Below are 19,100 nucleotides of genomic sequence, written 5' to 3'. Positions count from 1 at the left end.
ACTCAGCGAACGGTGTCCGGGACGCGGTCGGGGGGATCAAAACTCTGTGCCAGGGCGTCGATATTGCCGCTCATCATCTCGAGATAGCTCGCCGCACCGCCTCCGGGCGCGGTGAGCGACTCGGTGGCAAGCGAGCGGATCTGCACGTCTATTCCCGCGCGATCGGCGAGCACGCGGGCGAGGCGATCGGGCTGCGAGGAGTCCACAAAGATGGTGTGCACCCCGGAGGCGGTGATCGCGCCGGCCAGGGACTCCAGGTCGCGGGCGCTCGGCGCTGCCAGGGTGGAGCCGCCGGGGATGACCGCCCCCACCACGGTGATCCGATAGCGCTCCGCGAGATATCCAAATACGTGGTGATTGGTCACCAGCCGGCGGTTCTCGGCGGGGATCGCGGCGAAGCGCTCGCGCGCGGATTCGGCGAGGGCACTCACGCGCTCCCGATAGGCCCCGGCGGGGGCCGGGTCCAGATCGGGCACGTGGGCACGCACGGCCTCCTCGATCGCGTCCAGGGCGCTCAGCATGCGGTAGGGATCGGTCCAGAAGTGCGGATCGGGTTCCCCCTCCTCCCCCACCGGGATCGGGTCCAGCAGCTCGGCCACCCGCAGGACGTCCACGCCCGAGTCCTCCGCCGCGTCCACATGGCGCAGCACCCCCTCCTCCAGGCCCAGCCCATTGGCGATCACCAGGGTGGCGCCCTGTAATAGATCGGCCTCGTGTGCGCTGATTCCGAAGGAGTGTGGGTCGGCCCCGGCGGGCATCAGGACCCGCACCGGGAGGGCATCGCCGATAAGTTCGCGCACCACATCGCCCAGGATATTGGTGGTGACCACAATCTCCGCGCTGCGCTGCGGGGTCGCGCAGGCGGCGAGCGGGAGGGCCAGGGCGAGCGCCAGGAGGCCGCCCCAGAGCCGGGTCACAGTCCCACCTGGGCGACGTGGATCGCGGAGAGCCCCACCGGGAGTTCCCGGGCTGTGCGCAGCCCATCGCGGAAGTCGATCTCGAGGATTCGCGGGGAGCCCGAATCCGCCACATAGGCGCGCTCGCCATCGGCCACGAGGCTCGGGGTACCCAGGATTTCCAGCTGCCGCTGCACCTGCGGCTCCCCGCCCGCGGCGCTATGGGAGCGCAGGATACCGACATCATCCAGGGTCAGCACGGTCTCGGCATCGGGCACGGCCACGGCACGCACCCCGTCCTGCCGGATCTCGCGCCACACGGAGTTTTCCAGGTCCAGCACCCGGATCCCGCCGGGGATCGGCCCGGCCAGGACGGTGCCGCGCGGGCGGTGCTCTAGCGTTGTCACCCGCTCCCCCGCGATCGCGGGCACCTGTTGTGCGCTCACGGTGCCCGAGCGGTCCCGCAGAATCAGGGCGCCCTCGGCGCAGTCGATCACGAGGCCGCGCCGGGTGGAGGCGGTGGCGCCGGGATCGGTGCAGGTCTGGGTAATCTCCCCCGCCAGGCCGCGCAGGCTCACGGTCCCCGCGGAAATATGCACGGTGCCCGCGCCGAGGGGCGCAATGGCATCATCCTCCAGAGCCCGCGGACCGGGGGCCTCGGGGCCGCCCAGGGCCTCGCGGTCCAGAACCTGCGTCCGCCCGGCGGCGCGCAGGATCACGTGGGCGGCGCCCTCCGCTGCGGCGATGCTCAGCGGGCCGGGGGCGGTGCCGGGGATCGTGATCGCCCGGGCCGGGGCGGTGTAATAGTGCGAGTGATCGCCGTGGTCCGCGGTCCAGGAGCCGCCGTCGATCACGCGCAGGCCCGCCTCCGTGTCCAGATACGCAAAGCGCTCATCGGCGGAGAAGCCGCGCGGGGCATCGCCGCCGGGCAGGTTTTCCACGTCGCCGCCGCTCAGATCCAGCAGGGCCACCCGCCCGGCCGGATCGATCAGGATCAGGCGGGCCCGCGGTTCGGATAATTCGCTGGCCCCGTCGATATGCCCGTGGGGCACCGCGGGCTCGGGTTCGGGAACGGGGGCGGCGCAGGCCGCCAGCACGGGCAGCAGCGCGATGAGGCCCGCGGCGGCGAGGCGTCTCGGGGTGGGGAAATACATGGGGGCCTTTCAGGGGGAAACGGGGGTGGTGATCAGGGCGTGGTGCACGGAGCGGTTGCGGACGCGGGAGGAGCCGCGCAGCCGGCGCCCCAGCAGCACCACGAGGAAGAGGAGTACGGCCACTGCGGTGATGCTTGCGCCCGCGGCCGTGCGGGCATGCCAGGACAGCAGCAGCCCGCCGATCACCGCGGCGATCCCGAGGGCACTTGCCAGCAGCATTGCCTGCGGGATGCGCCGACATACCAGCAGTGCGGTGGCGGCGGGGGCGATCAGCAGCCCAAACACCAGCAGGGTGCCCACGAGGTGAAAGGACACGATATTGGCCACGGCCACGAGGGAGATCAGCACGGCCTGGGCGAGGCCCGGGCGCAGCCCCAGGGTATGCGCTACCCGCGGGTCGAAGCTCAGCGCGAGGAATGCCCGGTGCCCGCCGAGGATCACGATCAGCACCAGCCCCAGCGCCATCAGCAGCGGAGGCAGGTCCCCCGCGCGCACGGCCAGCACATCGCCAAAGAGAAAGCCGGTGAGGTCCACGGCAAAATTATCCGAGCGCGAAACGATGATGACCCCGGCGGCGAGCATGCCCGCAAAGAGCACGCCGATTGCGGTATCGGAGCGCAGCCGGGTGAGGCGGTCGATTGTGCTCACCCCGAGGGCCATGACCGCCACCGCGAGGGCCGCGCCGAGCATCGGGTTGCCGCCGAGGAGCGCGGCGATGGCCACGCCGGGAAGCATCCCGTGTGACATCGCATCGCCAAAAAAGGCGAGTCCGCGCAGCACCACCCAGACGCCCACGAGGGCGCAGATAATCGCCACGCAGACGCCCGCAAGCAGGGCGCGTTGCAGCAGCGGGGAGGCGGCGGGGTCGGTGATCCAGTCGAACATAAAAGCCACCCTATACTATTAATGAGAATGATTTTCATTACCAACAAAGGGGTATTTATGTCCGTGGTCATCAACGCCGTCCATTTTTCCTACCGGGATCGGGTGGTCTTTGAGGACCTCTCGGTCACGTTTCCGGGCTCCACAATCACGGCGATCACGGGCGCAAACGGCTCCGGAAAATCCACCCTGATCGGGCTGCTCACCGGAATCCTCCGCCCGCAACGCGGAGACATTCTGCTGCCGCGCGGCGGGGTCGCCTTTATCCCCCAGGGCGGCGCGGGCGGCACGGAACTCCCCCTCACCCTGGCGGAGACCGTGGCCATGGGAACCTGGCGAAATCGGGGCCTGCGCGGGCGTGTCCCGGCGGCGCGCCGCGAGCGGGCCGCGCTCTGGATCCACCGCCTGGGCCTCGACGCCCATGCGCGCTCCCCGCTGGCCGAACTCTCGGGCGGCCAGCGCCAGCGTGCGCTACTCGCGCAGGGCCTGGTACAGGATACGCCGGTGCTGATCCTGGATGAGCCCGATGCGCACCTGGACGCGGGGAGCCGGGAGCTGATCGCGGAGGTCCTGGCCGAGGCGGCCGCCGGGGGTCGCACGGTGATAATCGCGACCCATGATCCCGAGGCCGCGGCCCGCGCCACCACCCGGGTTCACCTGGAGCCCGGGAACTAAAAAGCCGCCCGTCCCCTCGCGGGGCGGGCGGCTTTTGGGGCGGTGGTTAGGCCGCGCCGTCAAACATGGAGGTCACGGAACCGTCCTCAAAGACCTCGTGGATCGCGCGCCCGATCAGCGGGGCGATCGGCAGGATCGTGAGGGTCGGGAAGCGCTTTTCCGCGGGGATCGGCAGGGTATCGGTGACCACAACCTCGTCCACACAATCGGACTGCAGGATCTCGCTTGCGGGATCGGAGAAGACGGCGTGGGTGGCCGCCACGATCACGCGGGTGGCGCCGTTATCCTTGAGGGCCTGGGCGGCCTTCACGATGGTGCCACCGGTGTCGATCATATCGTCCACGATCAGGCAGACGCGGCCGGCCACGTTTCCGACAATCTCGTGCACGCTGACCTGGTTGGGTACCAGCGGGTCGCGACGCTTATGGATGATCGCGAGCGGCGCACCCAGCTGATCGCTCCAGATATCGGCCACGCGCACGCGACCCATATCGGGCGACACAATGGTGAGGGTATCGGGGTCCAGCTGCGCGCGGAAGTGCTCCAGGAGCACCGGCATCGCAAACAGGTGGTCCACGGGGCCGTCGAAGAAGCCCTGAATCTGCGAGGCATGCAGATCCACCGACATGATGCGGTTGGCACCGGCGGTTTTGAAGAGGTCGGCCACGAGGCGGGCCGAGATGGGCTCGCGTCCGCGGCCCTTCTTATCCTGGCGCGCATAGGGGTAGAACGGGGCCACCACCGTGATGCGCTTGGCCGAGGCCCGCTTGAGCGCGTCCACCATGATGAGCTGCTCCATGAGCCACTCGTTGATGGGCGCCGCATGGGACTGAATCACAAACGCATCGCAGCCGCGCACGCTCTCGTCATAGCGCGCGTAGATCTCGCCGTTGGCGAAGGTTCGCGCATCGGTGGGGACCAGCTCGGAACCGAGTTCCCGGGCAATCGCCTCCGCGAGTTCGGGGTGCGAACGCCCCGCGACCAAAACCAGTCGCTTTTCGCCGTTCTTCTTAATGCCGGACACCACTCCTGCTTCCTGCCAACCTGGGTTGACGTTGCACATGTATATTCAGTTTTTAGTTCGGGGAGGTTTCTGTGTTTTTTGAGGATTCCTCGTCGGCCGCGCGGGCGGCGTCTGCCGAGGAGCTCGTGGGGCGCTTGGACTGGGTCCATCCCTCAAGATTGCGCTGAGGGGCCACGTTGATGGCCAGCGAGCCGGCGGGTACGTCCTTGCGGACAACCGTGCCGGCGCCGGAGAACGCACCGTCTCCAATTGTAACCGGTGCCACCAGCACGCTGTGCGACCCGATTCGGACGTGCGAACCCACGGTCGAGGCGTGCTTTTTTTCGCCGTCATAATTGGCGAAGATGGTGCCGGCACCGATATTGGTATTCTCGCCGATCACGGCGTCACCCACATAGGACAGGTGCGGTACCTTGCTGCCGGTGCCGATCTGCGCGTTTTTGGTTTCCACAAAGCCGCCGATCTTGCCGTCCTCGCCGAGGATGGTGCCCGGGCGCAGATAGCTGAACGGGCCCACGGTGGCGCCCGCCCCGATCACGGAGTGGCTGGCCTCGGAGCGCTTAATCTCGGCTCCCTCGCCCACCTCCACGGCGAAGAGCGTGGTATCCGGGCCGATGATGGCATCGCGGGCCACGGTGCTCGGGCCGAGGATCTGGGTGCCGGGCTTCAGGGTGACATCGGGCTCAAACGTGGCCTGCACGTCGATCCAGGTGGTGGCGGGGTCCTGCACGGTGACGCCGGCGCGCTGCCAGCGCTCGATGGTCTGGGCGTTGAGGCGCGCGGCGGCCGCGGAGAGCTGCACGCGGTCGTTAATGCCCTCAACCTCGTGGGCATCGCTCACCGCGAGGGCGGCCACGGCGGATCCGGCCTCGCGCAGCAGGCCCAACACATCGGTGATGTACTTCTCGCCCTGGGCGTTTTCGGTGGTGAGTGCGGCCAGCTGCGTGCGCAGGGCGGCGAGACCAAAAAGATAGATGCCGGCGTTGATCTCGTTGACAGCGAGTTCCGCGGCGGAGGCGTCCTTATGCTCCACGATATAGTCGAGGTTTCCGCCGTCCTGACGGATGATGCGGCCATAACCGGTGGCATCGTCGAGGAGGGCCGAGAGGATGGTGGCGGCGGCATGCGAGGCGCGGTGGCGGGCCACCAGATCCGCGAGGGTCTCGGCGGTGAGCAGCGGAACGTCTCCGTTGAGCACCAGCACATCGCCGTCAAAATCGGCGGGCAGTGCGGCCACGGCCTGCTCCACGGCGCGACCGGTGCCGGGGATATCGTCCTGATCCACGATGATGGCCCCGGGCAGGGCGTCGAGGACCACGGCGGATACGGCGTCACGCTCGTGGCGGACCACGGCGAGGATATGCTCGGCGCCGAGGCCACGCGCCGCCTCCATGACGTGCCCCACCACGGGGCGACCGCCCAGGGGATGCAGGAGTTTGGGGGTGCGGGACTTCATGCGCGTGCCCTGTCCGGCGGCAAGAATAATCACGGCGAGGCGCTGATCGCTCACTCGGGTCCCTTCCTTAAGGATGAATTTGATCGCTCCGCCTCCAGGATTCGAACCTGGACCGGACAGCTCCAAAGGCTGCCGTGCTGCCGTTACACTAAGGCGGATCACGCCCGCCACCGCGGACGTGTACCGTTCCAGTCTGCCAGATTCCCGGGGTGCCCGTGAACGCCACGGCGGTCATTCCCCGGCAAATCACGCCATTCCGGGTGGCTCGGGGCAATAATCTGAGCGGGGCTGACGCAAAACTCTCTCGAAGTCGAGATAATAGGAGAATGCCCGCACAAACCGATGAAGTCGATCTGATCGTAGAGTCGTGGGAACGCGAGCGCCCGGATCTGGATTTTGCCCCGCTGCGCGTTCTCTCCCGCGTGGATCGACTGAGCCGCCACCTGGATCGCGCCCGCCGCTCGGCATTTGCGGATTCCGGGCTGGAGGCCTGGGAGTTTGATGTCCTGGCCTCGCTGCGGCGCGCGGGTGCCCCCTATACGCTGAGCCCCAAGCGGCTCCTCACCCAGACGCTGGTATCCAGCGGCACGATGACCAATCGCATCGACCGGCTCTATTCGCGCGGGCTGGTCCGGCGCGAGACCGATCCCAATGACGGCCGCGGCATCCTGGTGGTCATGACCGGGGCGGGCCTGGCCGCGGTGGACTCGGCGATTGCCGCACTGCTCGAGGCCGAGGCCGTGCTGCTCTCCGCGATCTCGGAGGAGGACCAGGCCGCGCTCTCGGCGCTGCTGCGCCGCCTGAGCCTGGACGCCCCCGAGTCCGGCGGCGCGGATGCCGGAGCGCCCGCGGAGACGCCGGCCCCCTAGGCGGTTGGCCGTGTCCCCGGCATGCCGCGGGTGGGTTCCGGGCGCGGATCGGTGGGGCCCTCTACCGCCAAATCTCCGGATGCCACGCCAATAACCCCGCGTTATACACCGCATCAAACGGCTGCGACCCGTCATCGTTCCAGCCCCCCTCCTCGGGATCCAAATACCCCGACCCCGGCCCCGCCAACGCACCCCCATCCGCCGAAACCAAAAGCGCCGCCAACTCCTCCAATGAATACCGATAAAGCATCGAAAACCGGCTTAAGAAAATCGGGTTCGGCGACTGCCACGTTATGCCGGTGGCCTCCTGGACAAGCTCCCAGGACTCTAATGAGCCATCCGTAATCACAAATCCCTCAACCGTGTGCTCCCAGGGCACCGAGTCAAAATCCGGTGCGGGATCAACCGAGGTCGGCAAATTCAATTCCGTCATCCCCATGCTGCGTCGCGCCTCGTCATAAAGCATCAACAGGCTCACCCGCACCATATCCTCCACACTCCCCCCATATAAGAGCCGCTCCTGCACCGGATAACGCTCATCGGTCAACCAATACTGCAACTCCCCCTCCACCTCATAAACACTGCCCGCCACCGACGGCCGGATATACCGATACGTCACACCCGCCTGCAACCCCATCCCCGGCGGCGCGGAAATATCGCGCCCCTCCTCCACCAGCACACACGCCACCCGCAACGGCACCGCCACCCGCTCCAATAACCCCGCAAACTCCACCACCCGACTCACCAGCAGGCCCCCTCTACCGCCAAATCTCCGGATGCCACGCCAATAACCCCGCGTTATACGCCGCATCATACGGACGAGAACGATCATCATTCCAGCCCCGCTGCGAAGGATCCCACCAGCCCGACCCCGGCCCCGCCAACGCACCCCCATCCGACGAAACCAAAAGCGCCGCCAACTCCTCCAACGGATACCGATATACCACCGAAAAATCGGTCAGCAGATAGGGCTGATCCGAGCTCCACATTTTCCCCGTGGCCACTTCGGTGAGCCGCGCGGATTCCAGCCGTTCCTGATGAATCATAAATCCCGCCGCCACGGGCTCCGGAGGCAACGAGTTCTCGGCCCGCACCGCAACAACCGGCGTCGGAGGCACCACCAGGTCTAGCCCCGTCATCCCCATGCTGCGTCGCGCCTCACCATAAAGCATCAACAGGCTCACCCGCACCATATCCTCCACACTCCCACCGGAAAAAACCCTCTCCTGCACCGGATAACGCTCATCGGTCAACCAATACTGCAACTCCCCCTCCACCTCATAAACGCTGCCTGCCACCGACGGCTGCCAATACCGATACGTCACCCCCGCCTGCAACCCCATCCCCGGCGGCGCGGAAATATCGCGCCCCTCCTCCACCAGCACACACGCCACCCGCAACGGCACCGCCACCCGCTCCAATAACCCCGCAAACTCCACCACGCGACTCATCGCCCCGCACCCTCCGGCCCCACCTCGGGCCAATACGTTTTCTTGATCACAAGCACCTGACGTTTTGTCGCCCCGACCTGTGACACCTCCGCATAAAGATCATCTAGCGGATAGTCCTCCAGGAGATCCGCCCGCCGCCTCGCCCCGATACCGGCGTTGCGCTCCAGCCGCTCCAGCGTATGGCGCAGCCCGGGATCGCTGATCTCGTGCCCCGCGCGGGGCGCCAGGATCCGGAGCTGCCCGGCGCCGCCCGGCTGCCCCATCGCGGGGGCCGCGCGCGAGGTATGAATGATCCAGTCCCCGGCGGGTTCCGGGAGCCGGGGCACCAGAAACCCGCGGCTATAGGGGGCGTCCATCAGCGCGTGAATATCCATTGCGCGCGCCTCGAAGCTAAACGGCACCCCGTCGATCACGATGCCAAAATATTTTCCGGTTTTTGGGCCAATGCGGTCCACGGTGAAGCCGGGATTATGCTCGTGGAACTCCTCCCAGCCGCGGGCATAAACCCGATCGTTTCCCGCAATCGAGCCACCCGCGCTCGGGAAACGCGACCAGTGCAGCCCCGTGCGATCATCGATCTGGTGCAGCAGGTATTTCCGCTGATACTCCGCGGCCGAGAGCGCATGCAGGTCGGCATCAAAACCATAGGGATGTGCGCGGTCCTCAACCAGGTCCAGGACGTGCTCATCAATCCGCTTCCAGTCCAGTTCCGAGGGCGGCGCCACATGCTTCAGCTCGTGAAAACCATAGGAATCGGCGTCGATCGCGAGCCGCCGCGCCTCCGCATAAATGCCTCCCTCGCCGATGCGCACGATGCGCTCGGGGGCTCGCGAGAGCAGGCCCTGCCCGGTGGGCCGCACACCCACCGAGAGTATGGGGGCACCGGAGGGGCTCAGCAGGCGGCGATGGTAATACTCCCGGCCAATGCCCGGAAGCACCCCCGCGTTTTCGGGCCGGAGCGAATAGGAGCCCAGCTGCGGCCGCATCCCGGTGCCCGATGGGCCCCGGGCAGCCCGTGCGCTCCAAAAGCGGGAACCCATAACGTGCCCAAGCGCCCCGCCGATCGCGCTGCCGGCCAGGCCGTTCACGACAGAGGACTCCAGATCGAAGTCCTCGCCGCGCACAATCCACTCGGCCGTGACCGAACTGGCGGTGCCGCCCACCACGGTGGCCGCACTTCGCCCGCTAAAGAGCACCGCGCGGGTGGTCACGGCCTCAAACCGCCGGCCGGTGAGCGTGAGCCGCCCCACCACCGCGGCGATCCGCGCGGCCGAGGCCTGCGCCCGGATCCCAAGATTGGCCACAAAGCCCGCGATGCGGCCCGCGGAAAGCGCCACCCGGCCGGTGATCGCCGCCCCCTCCACCACCGCCGAGGCCCCCAGCGTGAAGAAGCTGGTGACCGCGGCAAACCCGATCGAGATGTCCAGCTCCACCAGGAGCACGTTCACCTCGCTCAGGGTATCGGCCCGGGTCTGCTGGATGCCCTCGGGGCCCGCCGAAAAATCGTGGAGCGCCGCGGCGGTCTCCCCGGCACCCTCCCGGAGGGAACTCAGACCGTCGAGGAGGGTATCTACCCGCTCCTCGATCTGCGGAATCTCCGGGGAGACGACGCGCGCCAGGTGGTCAAGGATCCCGCGGGCCCTGCCCCGCAGCCCGGTCATGTCCTCGGCCAGCTCCCGCCAGGCACCCTCGGCGCGGGCCAGCGCATCGGTATCGCCATCGGGCCACAGGGCCAATAGAAAATCCGCCACCCACTCGGGAACATCGGGCAGAGCGGAGTTGGGCTCCCCCGCGGCCGACGCCGGGGCGGCACGACAGCGCCGCGGCGCCGCGGGGGTCACCGCGATCTCGGGCGCGCTTCCCGGTTGCAGGCGCGAGGACCACTCGCCCCAGACGTGATTGCGCGCCGTGAGCTCCAGCCCGTACCGGAGCTGGTCCAGCGCAGCCTCGAGGGTATCCAGACCCTCCATAATCTGCGCCGCCGCGGCATCATAATCCGCGGCGAAGGCCACCGCGGCGTCACAGGACCCGGCCATGCCGGCGCACTCGCGCAACTCCGCGAGCCAGCGCTCGGTGGCCTCCGCGGCGTCGTCACGCAGCCGCCCGCAGAGCTCCGCCGCATCCAGGTAGGACTCGGGATGAATATCGATGACCGAATAGGACATCAGGACCACACCCCCCGATTGGCCGCGGCCACCGCCGCATAATTATCGATGCCGATCGCCGCGGCGGCGCTCATCCGGGCCGAGGCCTCGGTCATCTCCCGGGCCCCCACCTGCCAGCGCTCGTAGAGGTCCAGGAACGCCGCCTGCGCGGGCCCCGACCAATCGGCACCCAGCCCCTCCGCGGTGGCCCGCACGCGACCGAGGATCTCGTGTTGGAACTCCTCAAACCCGGAGAGCGTGGTCAGGAGCCCCTCCAGCTGCGTGGCCTCCACCCGATAGCCGCGCATCAGCGGGCCGCCCCACCCGGTGCGCCCGGCGACGGCACCGAGGATTGCTCCGCGGTGCGGGTGACGTGCCGCTCGGTATCGGTATAGAGGATCGCGGCGTTGCCCAGCAGCACCGCGAGGTGGTGCAGGGTATCGTGCACCCGCGAGGCGCCGTCCAGCCACTCCTGCCAGCCCGCGATGAACTCATCGGCGGCGGTGCCCGTCCAGCCCCCGGCGTTCACGCCGTGGACCATGCCGGTGGCGGTATCCACCCCGGCCTCAAATTGACTCATGATCGATTTCATCGAGTCTCCCGCGTGGGAAATCGCGGCGGAAGACACGGAGAACGTTGCCATTTTTCCCCCTTTATACTCACCCCCGGACCGGGGATTGGGGGCAACATAACAACGCCAACCGAGTATGGGCTTAAAGCCCGGAAGATTTTTCCGCCCGGAATGCCAAACGCCCGGATATCCTCGAGGGATATCCGGGCGTTCCGACGTGCGGGAGCGTCAGCGGCGCATGAGCTTGCGCGCCAGCGCATTGCCGGCGAACTGCACGATCTGCACGATCACCACCACCACAAATACAGCGGACCAGGTGACCGCCGGGTTGAACTGCCGGAAGCCATACGTGATCGCATAGTTTCCGAGTCCACCGCCGCCGACATAACCGGCGAGGGCCGACATGTCCACGATCACCACCACCACAAACGTATAGCCGAGAATCAGCGGGCCCAGGGCCTCGGGCAGCAGCACGGTAAAGACGGTGCGCAGCCGCGAGGCACCCACCGAGCGGGCGGCCTCGATCACGCCGGGCGAGACCGTGAGCAGGTTCTGCTCCACGATCCGGGAGATCCCAAACGTCGCGGCAATCGAGATCGTGAAGATCATCGCGTTATTGCCGATACCGGTGCCCACCACCGCACGGGTGAGCGGTTGCAGGGCCGCCAACAGAATAATGAACGGGATCGGACGGAAAATATTCACGATCACGTTAAGGATGCCAAACACCGCGCGATTGGCAAAGAGGTTGCCCGAGCGCGTGAGATACATCGTGAGCCCGATCAGCAGGCCCGCCGCACCACCCACGATGAGGCTCGCGGAGACCAGATACAGCGTCTCGCCGGTGGCGCTCAGCAGCTTTTCGAACAGCGGGTTCATGCTTGTGCCTCCACAACATCGGCAATGCGGGCCACAGATTCCAGCGCCGCGTCTATCGCGGGGGCCTCCCCGGTCAGCGCCAGCGTGAGGTGGCCAAAGGTGCGGCCCTGAACATCATTCATTCCGCCGTAGATCAGCTCAAAGCCGATACCCGCGGAGCCGAGCACCGCAAAAACATCGGCCTGGCTCTGTGCCCCCTCCACAAAGGACACCGTGACGATTCGGCCGGGGTGCCGCGCGCGCAGTGCCGCGAGCTCCTCGCCCGCGGGGACCGAACGCACCACGGTGGATACAAAGCGGCGCGTGGCGTGATGCCGCGGCTCGGAGAAAATCTCGAAGACGTCGCCGTCCTCCACGACCTTCCCGTTTTCCATGACGGCCACGCGGGTGGCGATCTGCTGGATCACCTCCATCTCGTGGGTGATCACGATGATGGTGATGCCCAGCTCCCGGTTCACCCGCTTCAGCAGGGCCAGGACCTCGTGGGTGGTCTCGGGGTCAAGCGCACTCGTGGCCTCATCGGCCAGCAGGATGCGCGGCGAGCTCGCGAGTGCCCGGGCGATACCCACGCGCTGCTTTTGCCCGCCCGAGAGCTGATCGGGATAGCTTCCGGACTTCTCGGTGAGCCCCACAAATTCTAGGAGCTCCGCGACCCGGGCGCGACGCTGGGCCGCGGGCATCCCGGCGACCCGCAGCGGATACTCGATATTGCCGCGCACGGTCTTGGAGCCAAAAAGATTAAACTGCTGGAAAATCATGCCCACGCCCAGGCGCAGGGTGCGCAGCTCCGATTCGCGCATCCGGGTAACATCGGCGCCATCCACGTGGATGCTGCCCGAGGTCACCGGCTCCAGCGCGTTAATCAGGCGCACCAGCGTGGACTTACCGGCTCCGGAATAACCGATGATGCCGTAGATTTCGCCGGCCTCGATATCGAGGCTGACGCCGTCCACCGCGGCCACGGTCTGCCGTTTTTCGGTCGCCGAGGGGTATCGTTTGGTCACATCGACCAGGCTCACGAGGGCCACTATTACTCCTTGCACAATCGGCATCGGGCCGGCCGCAGAGCTGCGGCCGACCCGAAAGAGACTACCGGACGTTCACGCTTCCGGTGATTCTCAGTGTTACTTATTGTCCTTGATCAGCTTGATCTGGTCCTCAAGGGTCTTCTGCAGATCCGCGGCGGGGATCTTCGCGAAGACGGCGGTGTTGTTATTGGTCTTCTGTACGCCGTCGAGGACCTTCTGGTCGTTCTGGTAGATCTCCACCAGCTTCTTGAAGGTGGGGTTGTCCTTATCGGCACCGCGGGCGGCGAAGATATTGACATAGGCCTGGGACTTGGGGTCCTCGGCGCTGTCCTTGGCGATGGCCGACTGAATATCGATACCGGCCTTGGTGGCCCAGTCGTTATTGATGACGGCTCCGGCCACGGCCGGGTCATCCAGCAGCGTGGGGGCGAGTGCGCCGTCCACGGCGGTGACCTCCACCTTGGACTCCGGCAGGACGTCCTCGGGGGTCGAGATGGTCGAGCCACCATCCTTGAGCTTCACGAGTCCGGCGGACTGCAGCACGAGGAGTGCGCGGGCCTGGTTGGACTCGTCATTCGGGATGGCGATCTTCGAATCCGCGGGGATCTCCTCGGGGGTCTTGTACTTATTCGAGTACAGGCTCAGCGGGAAGATTGCGGTGGAACCCACGGGAACCAGGTCGTCTCCGGTCGCGGCATCGTGCTGCGCGAGGTAGATGATGTGCTGGAACTGGTTGAGGTCGATATCTCCGGCCTGCAGGGCCGGGTTGGGGAGGGGGTACTCGGCGAAACCAACGATCTCGACGTTGATGCCCTCCTTCTTCGCGGCCTCAACGTAGTCCTTCCAATAGGCTTCGCTCTCGTTGACCACACCAATCTTGATCGGCTTATCCGTGCCATCCGCGGGGGTGGTCTTATCGGCGCTAGCCGAGCAACCGGCCAGGAGACCGATGAGGGTCATACCGGCAATAACTCCGGCAATTTTACGCTTAACAGACATCTCAGTCATCCTTTCTCGGTTGGGACTGTCCCGCTCGTTATTTCCAACCTAGGCGGGGCACCGGCGTGCCGAAAAAACCGATCCGTAACAAACCGAGATATGCCCGCCGCTCCCCTCCGGTTGCGCCGCGGAATTCCGCGGGAACGGGCCCCGGCCGTAATCAAAACGTCACCGATTAATTTGGGTAGGCCGCGGCCGGCACAGACAAAATGGGTCGTTCCCCGCGGGGAACGACCCATTTAGTTATGCGGTAATGCCTAGCCCTCGATGCGCGCGGATACGTCGAGCCAGGCGAGCTCCTGCTCGTCGATCTCGTCCCGCAGCTTGGCGATGCGGGCGCTGATCTCGCCCAGCCCGGTGTAATCGGACTGATCGTGGGTTGCCAGGCTGGCATGCAGCGTGGCGATCTCCTTTTCGCGGCTCGCGATCTTGCGCGTGATCGCCGCGAGTTCCTTCTTTGCCTTATGCAGGTCGCCGCCGGTCAGGCCGGTCGAGGCCGCCTTCGCGCCGCCGGCCACCAGCTCATCCGGGCGCTGGGCGCTCGCGGGGGTGGCCGCGCGCAGCTCCAGATACTGGTCTACCCCACCGGGCAGGTGCCGGAACTTACCGTTCATCACGGCAAACTGCTGATCGGTCACGCGCTCCAGCAGATAGCGGTCATGCGAGACCACCAGGAGCGTCCCGGGCCAGGAGTCCAGGAGGTCCTCCATGGCCGCGAGCATATCGGTGTCCAGGTCGTTGGTGGGCTCATCGAGGATCAGCACGTTCGGCTCGTCCAGGAGGATCAGCAGCAGCTGCAGGCGGCGACGCTGGCCACCCGAAAGATCCTTCACCGGGGTCTGCAGCTGGGGCGAAGTGAAGCCCATCTGCTCAAGGAGCTGACCGGGGGTCATCTCCTTATCGCCCGTGGCATAGCTGGTGCGATAGCGGCCGATCACATCGGATACACGATCGTTGGCGATCTCCTCCAGCTCGGAGAGCTGCTGGGTGAGCGAGGCGATCTTCACGGTCTGGCCGCGCTTCACGCGGCCCTCGGTGGGTTCCACGTCCCCCGTGACCAGGCCCAGGAGGGTGGACTTGCCGGCGCCGTTCACGCCGAGAATTCCGGTGCGCTCACCCGGCGCGATACGCCACTCAATATTATCGAGAATGGTTTTTTCGCCGTATTTTACGGTGACATCAAGCAGATCCACGACGTCCTTGCCGAGGCGCGAGGAGGCCATCTGGCTCATCGCCACGGTATTACGCGGCGGCGGAACATCCTCGATCAGGGCGTTGGCGGCCTCGATCCGGAACTTGGGCTTCGCGGTGCGCGCGGGGGCACCGCGGCGCAGCCACGCCAGCTCCTTTTTCATCAGGTTCTGGCGCTTCGCCTCCATCGTGGAGGCCATCCGGTCGCGCTCGACGCGCTGCAGGATATACGCGGCATAACCACCCTCGAAGGGTTCGATGATGCCGTCGTGCACCTCCCAGGTATCGGTAGAGACCTCATCGAGGAACCACCGGTCGTGGGTCACCACCAGCAGGCCGCCGGAATTGGCCGCCCAGCGCTTCTTGAGGTGACCGGCCAGCCAGGCGATGCCCTCCACGTCGAGGTGGTTGGTGGGCTCATCCAGGAAGATAACGTCCCAATCGCCCACGAGGAGCGCGGCGAGGGCCACGCGGCGGCGCTGGCCTCCCGAGAGATTACCCACCTTCTCGGTCCAGGGCAGATCCGAGAGCAGGCCACCGATTACATCGCGCACGCGGGCATCGCCCGCCCAGACGTGTTCCTCGGTATCGCCCACGATGGCCTCGGCCACGGTGAGATCGGAGTCGAGAATATCGCGCTGATCGAGGAAGCCGATGGTCACGCCGCGGCGGCGCGTCACGCGCCCCGAGTCGGGTTCCAGCCGTCCATCAAGCAGCGAGAGGAGGGTCGACTTACCATCGCCGTTTTTACCGACGATGCCGATCCGGTCGCCCTCATTAATCCCCACAGTGATGTTCTCAAAGATCACGCGGGTCGGAAATTCTAGGTGGAGCTGTTCCGCTCCGAGAAGATGTGCCACACCCCCAGCTTAGTGGCGTGCGGGCGCGGCACCCACCAGGGGCTATTCGGTGATGAGGCGGGCACCCGAGACCGGGCCCTGCGCGCGCACCGTGCGGATGCCGTTGGCGCTCAGCGATACCTGAATCTCAAGCGCCGAATCCACATCCGAGGCGAGGAAGGCCACGGTGGGTCCCGAGCCGGACACGATCCCGGCGAGGGCGCCGCTGCGCTCCCCCAGCTCGATCACGGAGCTCAGGCCGGGCTGCATCTGCAACGCCGCCACCTGCATGTCGTTATGCATGGAATCGGCGAGCATCGCGGCATCACCCGCGCGGATCGCCTGCAAGACGTTGGGGTCCACCTGCGGGACGGTGCTGGCCGGGGAGATATCCAGCGCATGCTTCTCGCGGTGCTCATCAAGCCGGCGATAAACGGCGGGGGTGGACAGGCCCTGCTCGGCCAGCGCAAAGACCCAGGTGAAGTTTCCGGTGGTCAGTGCCGGGCTCAGCCGGTCGCCGCGACCCGATCCCAGGGCGGTGCCCCCGACCAGGGCAAAGGGCACATCCGCGCCGAGCTTCGCGGCCAGGCGCACCAGGTCCTCGCGGGTCAGCCCGGTGCCCCACAGCGCATCACAGGCCAGGAGCGTGGCGGCCGCATCGGCCGAGCCCCCGCCCATGCCGCCGGCCACGGGCACGTTTTTTTCGATTTCGAGGCGGACGCCGCCACGATAACCGGTTTTGCGGGCCAGTAGGCGCGCGGCTTTAATGGCCAGGTTGGAGCCGTCCGTGGGGACCGTGGAGGTATTAATCCGGCCGCTGAAGCTCACCGAAAAATCATCCGCGGGATAGGCGTGTACGTCCTCGTACAGCGATACCGCCTGATAGGCCGTGGCGACGTCGTGATACCCGTCCTCCATGACGGCCCCGACCGACAGAAACAGGTTGACCTTGCCCGGTGCACGGGCGGCGACCACCTGTGAAGACTGCTCTGCACTCATAGTTCCAACCTAGTGCAGGATAACTGCGCTTATTTACCCGCCGCGGCGATCTGCACGCGGGCCACCGCGAGAAAATCATGAACCGTGAGCGATTCGCCCCGCGAAGTGGGCGCAATTCCCGCGGCCTCCAGGGTGGCGCTTGCGGCCTCGGTGCCCCCGAGGAGCTGGCCGAGGGACTGCCGCAGCATCTTCCGGCGCTGCCCAAACGCTGCATCCACCAGCGCAAAGGTGGCCTGACGCTCGGCGAGGGTGCCGATCGGCTCGCCGCGGCGATCAAAGCCCACAAGCACGGAGTCCACATTGGGGACCGGCCAAAATACCTGGCGGCTCACGGTGCCGGCGATGCGCCAGGCCCCGTACCACTCGGCCTTCACGCTGGGGCTGCCGTAAATCTTCGAACCGGGGCGTGCCGCGAGGCGGTGTCCCACCTCGGCCTGCACCATGACCACGCCGGCCGCGAGCGAGTCGAAGTGCTCCAGCAGGTGCAGCAGCACCGGCACCGAAATGTTATAGGGGAGGTTCGCCACGAGGCGGGTGGGGGCGATCGGCAGCTCGGTGACCTTCAGGGCATCCTCGTGCACCACGATCAGCTCGGACTCCGGGGCCATCTCGGCCACGGTGCGCGGCAGCTGCGCGGCCAGGCGGGCATCGATTTCCACCGCGACCACGCGCGCGCCGGCCTCCAGCAGGCCCAGCGTGAGCGATCCCAGGCCCGGGCCAATCTCGATCACATCGTCGCCGGCTTCCACATGCGCAGCCTTCACGATCTTGCGCACGGTATTGCCGTCCACCACAAAGTTCTGGCCCAGTTTTTTGGTGGGCTGAACGCCAAGCAGGTCGGCAAGGTCACGGATTTCGGCGGGGCCGAGAAGATTCATGGGGTACTTTTCTTAGGTTCTCTGATGCGGGAGGGATCGGGCCGCGCGGGACAGTTGAGGTTATCAGCCGCGGCAGGCTTCCGGAATTCTGTGCCGAGGCCCGGGGGCCGGGCATCTCGTGTCTGGCTAGGCCCGGGCGTCGGGGATTTCGTGTATGTCTAGGCCCGGGGCCGGGGATCTCGTGTCTGGTTAGGCCCGGGCGTCGGGGATTTCGTAGGGTCCGGTCTGGGACGCGAGCGGGGTATCGTCCCAGCGGCCGTAGACGTATTCGGTATTGGAGCACAGCTGGGTGGCAAGCATCCCGGGGTCCACCGCGAGGTGATCGGCGATCGCGCGCAGAGTATGCGGGATCAGATAGGGCGCATTGGGGCGGCCGCGATAGGGAACCGGCGTGAGATAGGGCGCATCGGTTTCGATCAGCAGCAGCGAGCGCGGCACGAGGTCCAGGACGCGGCGCAGGTTATCGGCGTTTTTAAACGTGGCGGTGCCGGACATCGACATATACCAGCCATTGTCCACGCAGATCTGCGCGAGGTCCACGTCCCCCGAGAAGCAGTGGAATACGGTGCGTTCGGGGGCGCCCACGCGCAGCAGGGTCTCGACAACCTCAGCGTGGGCATCGCGGTCGTGGATCTGGAGGGCAAGATCGTGTTCCTTGGCGATGCCGATATGCGCCTCAAACGAGCGGAACTGCGCGGCGCGCCCCTCCTGCCCGGTGCGGAAAAAATCCAGGCCGGTCTCGCCAATCGCGCGCACGCGCGGCTCGGCGGCCAGGGCACGAATGCCCGCGAGGTGCTCATCGAGCAGCCCGGCCTCCTCCAGCGCGGGGGCCTCATTGGGGTGCAGCGCCACGGCGGCCAGCACGCGCGGTTCAATCGCGGCCACGCGCGCGCTCCACTGCGCGGTGACCAGATCGGTGCCCACCTGCACCACGCCCTTCACGCCCACGCTTGAGGCGCGGTCGAGGTGCTCGCGATAGTCGAGGCTGGACTCGCCATCGGCGATCTCCAGATGCGTGTGATTATCGTAAACGCCGGAGGTGAGCGGTTGCGGAAGCGGCGGATAGCTCAGTTCCTTGCGGTCCGAGCCCCCGCGCGTGCGCAGATGTGCTTCGTTCATACTCTCGACGGTACTCGCTTCCGCGCGCCGGGGCATCCTTTCCCCG

19 protein-coding genes and 1 tRNA gene are annotated in these 19,100 nt (G+C 66.6%); 2 read left to right on the top strand and 18 right to left on the bottom strand.

Annotated features, from left to right (window positions below):
- Window positions 1-2: 2 nt before the first annotated feature.
- The 3 genes from KXZ72_RS13545 to aztB are packed head-to-tail and all read right to left on the bottom strand — an operon-like array spanning window position 3 to window position 2,935.
- Window positions 3-917 carry a metal ABC transporter substrate-binding protein gene (locus KXZ72_RS13545; protein ID WP_226081460.1) on the bottom strand — a complete coding sequence of 305 codons (915 nt, stop codon included), beginning with the start codon at window positions 915-917 and terminating at the stop codon, window positions 3-5.
- Window positions 914-2,050: a hypothetical protein gene (locus tag KXZ72_RS13540; protein WP_226081459.1), complete on the bottom strand. Its 1,137-nt coding sequence runs from the start codon at window positions 2,048-2,050 to the stop codon at window positions 914-916. Before KXZ72_RS13540 ends, KXZ72_RS13545 begins: the two co-directional genes overlap by 4 nt.
- Window positions 2,051-2,059: 9 nt before the next feature.
- Window positions 2,060-2,935, bottom strand: coding sequence for a zinc ABC transporter permease AztB (gene aztB, locus KXZ72_RS13535; protein ID WP_226081458.1), 876 nt, complete (start codon window positions 2,933-2,935; stop codon window positions 2,060-2,062).
- A gap of 27 nt (window positions 2,936-2,962) precedes the next feature.
- On the opposite strand from aztB, the gene KXZ72_RS13530 reads away from it, so the two are divergent.
- Complete coding sequence (locus KXZ72_RS13530; protein ID WP_226081457.1) at window positions 2,963-3,607, top strand: metal ABC transporter ATP-binding protein; 645 nt, start codon at window positions 2,963-2,965, stop codon at window positions 3,605-3,607.
- Window positions 3,608-3,653: 46 nt separating this feature from the next.
- Here KXZ72_RS13530 and KXZ72_RS13525 read toward each other — a convergent pair whose 3' ends face one another.
- From KXZ72_RS13525 to KXZ72_RS13515, 3 genes are all read right to left on the bottom strand, one after another.
- Window positions 3,654-4,631, bottom strand: a complete 978-nt coding sequence (locus KXZ72_RS13525) for a ribose-phosphate diphosphokinase (protein ID WP_226081456.1) — start codon at window positions 4,629-4,631, stop codon at window positions 3,654-3,656.
- Window positions 4,632-4,683: 52 nt separating this feature from the next.
- Window positions 4,684-6,087 (bottom strand): bifunctional UDP-N-acetylglucosamine diphosphorylase/glucosamine-1-phosphate N-acetyltransferase GlmU, encoded by a 1,404-nt coding sequence (gene glmU, locus KXZ72_RS13520; RefSeq protein WP_264159505.1) that lies wholly within the window; start codon window positions 6,085-6,087, stop codon window positions 4,684-4,686.
- Between the two features lie 86 nt (window positions 6,088-6,173).
- Window positions 6,174-6,245, bottom strand: a tRNA-Gln gene (locus KXZ72_RS13515).
- Between the two features lie 168 nt (window positions 6,246-6,413).
- Between KXZ72_RS13515 and KXZ72_RS13510 the strand changes: the two genes are divergently transcribed.
- Window positions 6,414-6,956 (top strand): MarR family winged helix-turn-helix transcriptional regulator, encoded by a 543-nt coding sequence (locus KXZ72_RS13510; RefSeq protein WP_226081454.1) that lies wholly within the window; start codon window positions 6,414-6,416, stop codon window positions 6,954-6,956.
- A gap of 61 nt (window positions 6,957-7,017) precedes the next feature.
- On the opposite strand, the gene KXZ72_RS13505 is transcribed toward KXZ72_RS13510, so the two are convergent.
- The 12 genes from KXZ72_RS13505 to KXZ72_RS13450 form a co-directional block, all read right to left on the bottom strand.
- Window positions 7,018-7,701, bottom strand: a complete 684-nt coding sequence (locus KXZ72_RS13505) for a hypothetical protein (protein ID WP_226081453.1) — start codon at window positions 7,699-7,701, stop codon at window positions 7,018-7,020.
- Window positions 7,702-7,714: 13 nt separating this feature from the next.
- Window positions 7,715-8,407 carry a hypothetical protein gene (locus tag KXZ72_RS13500; protein WP_226081452.1) on the bottom strand — a complete coding sequence of 231 codons (693 nt, stop codon included), beginning with the start codon at window positions 8,405-8,407 and terminating at the stop codon, window positions 7,715-7,717.
- Window positions 8,404-10,572, bottom strand: coding sequence for a TNT domain-containing protein (locus tag KXZ72_RS13495; RefSeq protein WP_226081451.1), 2,169 nt, complete (start codon window positions 10,570-10,572; stop codon window positions 8,404-8,406). Before KXZ72_RS13495 ends, KXZ72_RS13500 begins: the two co-directional genes overlap by 4 nt.
- A complete protein-coding gene (locus KXZ72_RS13490) occupies window positions 10,572-10,859 on the bottom strand; it encodes a WXG100 family type VII secretion target (protein ID WP_226081450.1) in 288 nt (95 codons plus the stop codon). Before KXZ72_RS13490 ends, KXZ72_RS13495 begins: the two co-directional genes overlap by 1 nt.
- Window positions 10,859-11,131, bottom strand: a complete 273-nt coding sequence (locus KXZ72_RS13485) for a WXG100 family type VII secretion target (protein ID WP_264159391.1) — start codon at window positions 11,129-11,131, stop codon at window positions 10,859-10,861. Before KXZ72_RS13485 ends, KXZ72_RS13490 begins: the two co-directional genes overlap by 1 nt.
- Before the next feature lie 219 nt (window positions 11,132-11,350).
- A complete protein-coding gene (locus tag KXZ72_RS13480) occupies window positions 11,351-12,001 on the bottom strand; it encodes a methionine ABC transporter permease (RefSeq protein WP_226081448.1) in 651 nt (216 codons plus the stop codon).
- The gene (locus KXZ72_RS13475) at window positions 11,998-13,029 is read right to left on the bottom strand and encodes a methionine ABC transporter ATP-binding protein (RefSeq protein WP_226081447.1); all 1,032 of its coding nucleotides are present in this window, start codon (window positions 13,027-13,029) and stop codon (window positions 11,998-12,000) included. The genes KXZ72_RS13480 and KXZ72_RS13475 overlap by 4 nt, the downstream gene beginning before the upstream one ends.
- Before the next feature lie 96 nt (window positions 13,030-13,125).
- Window positions 13,126-14,028, bottom strand: coding sequence for a MetQ/NlpA family ABC transporter substrate-binding protein (locus KXZ72_RS13470; RefSeq protein WP_226081446.1), 903 nt, complete (start codon window positions 14,026-14,028; stop codon window positions 13,126-13,128).
- 257 nt (window positions 14,029-14,285) lie between these two features.
- Entirely contained in the window at window positions 14,286-16,079 is a 1,794-nt protein-coding gene (locus tag KXZ72_RS13465) for an ABC-F family ATP-binding cassette domain-containing protein (protein WP_226081445.1), read from the bottom strand.
- Between the two features lie 42 nt (window positions 16,080-16,121).
- Window positions 16,122-17,057: a 4-(cytidine 5'-diphospho)-2-C-methyl-D-erythritol kinase gene (locus tag KXZ72_RS13460; protein ID WP_226081444.1), complete on the bottom strand. Its 936-nt coding sequence runs from the start codon at window positions 17,055-17,057 to the stop codon at window positions 16,122-16,124.
- Window positions 17,058-17,086: 29 nt separating this feature from the next.
- On the bottom strand, window positions 17,087-17,935 hold the full coding sequence (gene rsmA, locus KXZ72_RS13455; protein WP_226081443.1) for a 16S rRNA (adenine(1518)-N(6)/adenine(1519)-N(6))-dimethyltransferase RsmA: 849 nt from the start codon (window positions 17,933-17,935) through the stop codon (window positions 17,087-17,089).
- A gap of 189 nt (window positions 17,936-18,124) precedes the next feature.
- Window positions 18,125-19,054 (bottom strand): TatD family hydrolase, encoded by a 930-nt coding sequence (locus KXZ72_RS13450; RefSeq protein ID WP_226081442.1) that lies wholly within the window; start codon window positions 19,052-19,054, stop codon window positions 18,125-18,127.
- Between the last annotated feature and the right edge of the window lie 46 nt (window positions 19,055-19,100).

Source organism: Mycetocola spongiae (genome assembly GCF_020424085.1).
Classification (GTDB): Bacteria; Actinomycetota; Actinomycetes; order Actinomycetales; family Microbacteriaceae; genus Mycetocola; species Mycetocola spongiae.
The sequence above is the reverse complement of the archived record's forward strand: the minus strand, read 5'-3'. Positions and strand labels throughout refer to the sequence as shown.

Excerpts from the sequence above, each read along its gene's own strand:
- glmU (WP_264159505.1), bottom strand. The coding sequence starts at position 6,087 with ATGAAGTCCCGCACCCCCAAACTCCTGCATCCCCTGGGCGGTCGCCCC.
- rsmA (WP_226081443.1), bottom strand. The coding sequence starts at position 17,935 with ATGAATCTTCTCGGCCCCGCCGAAATCCGTGACCTTGCCGACCTGCTT.
- KXZ72_RS13500 (WP_226081452.1), bottom strand. The coding sequence starts at position 8,407 with ATGAGTCGCGTGGTGGAGTTTGCGGGGTTATTGGAGCGGGTGGCGGTG.
- KXZ72_RS13460 (WP_226081444.1), bottom strand. The coding sequence starts at position 17,057 with ATGAGTGCAGAGCAGTCTTCACAGGTGGTCGCCGCCCGTGCACCGGGC.
- aztB (WP_226081458.1), bottom strand. The coding sequence starts at position 2,935 with ATGTTCGACTGGATCACCGACCCCGCCGCCTCCCCGCTGCTGCAACGC.
- KXZ72_RS13470 (WP_226081446.1), bottom strand. The coding sequence starts at position 14,028 with ATGTCTGTTAAGCGTAAAATTGCCGGAGTTATTGCCGGTATGACCCTC.
- KXZ72_RS13530 (WP_226081457.1), top strand. The coding sequence starts at position 2,963 with ATGATTTTCATTACCAACAAAGGGGTATTTATGTCCGTGGTCATCAAC.
- KXZ72_RS13485 (WP_264159391.1), bottom strand. The coding sequence starts at position 11,131 with ATGAGTCAATTTGAGGCCGGGGTGGATACCGCCACCGGCATGGTCCAC.
- KXZ72_RS13495 (WP_226081451.1), bottom strand. The coding sequence starts at position 10,572 with ATGTCCTATTCGGTCATCGATATTCATCCCGAGTCCTACCTGGATGCG.
- KXZ72_RS13490 (WP_226081450.1), bottom strand. The coding sequence starts at position 10,859 with ATGCGCGGCTATCGGGTGGAGGCCACGCAGCTGGAGGGGCTCCTGACC.
- KXZ72_RS13480 (WP_226081448.1), bottom strand. The coding sequence starts at position 12,001 with ATGAACCCGCTGTTCGAAAAGCTGCTGAGCGCCACCGGCGAGACGCTG.
- KXZ72_RS13540 (WP_226081459.1), bottom strand. The coding sequence starts at position 2,050 with ATGTATTTCCCCACCCCGAGACGCCTCGCCGCCGCGGGCCTCATCGCG.
- KXZ72_RS13510 (WP_226081454.1), top strand. The coding sequence starts at position 6,414 with ATGCCCGCACAAACCGATGAAGTCGATCTGATCGTAGAGTCGTGGGAA.
- KXZ72_RS13450 (WP_226081442.1), bottom strand. The coding sequence starts at position 19,054 with ATGAACGAAGCACATCTGCGCACGCGCGGGGGCTCGGACCGCAAGGAA.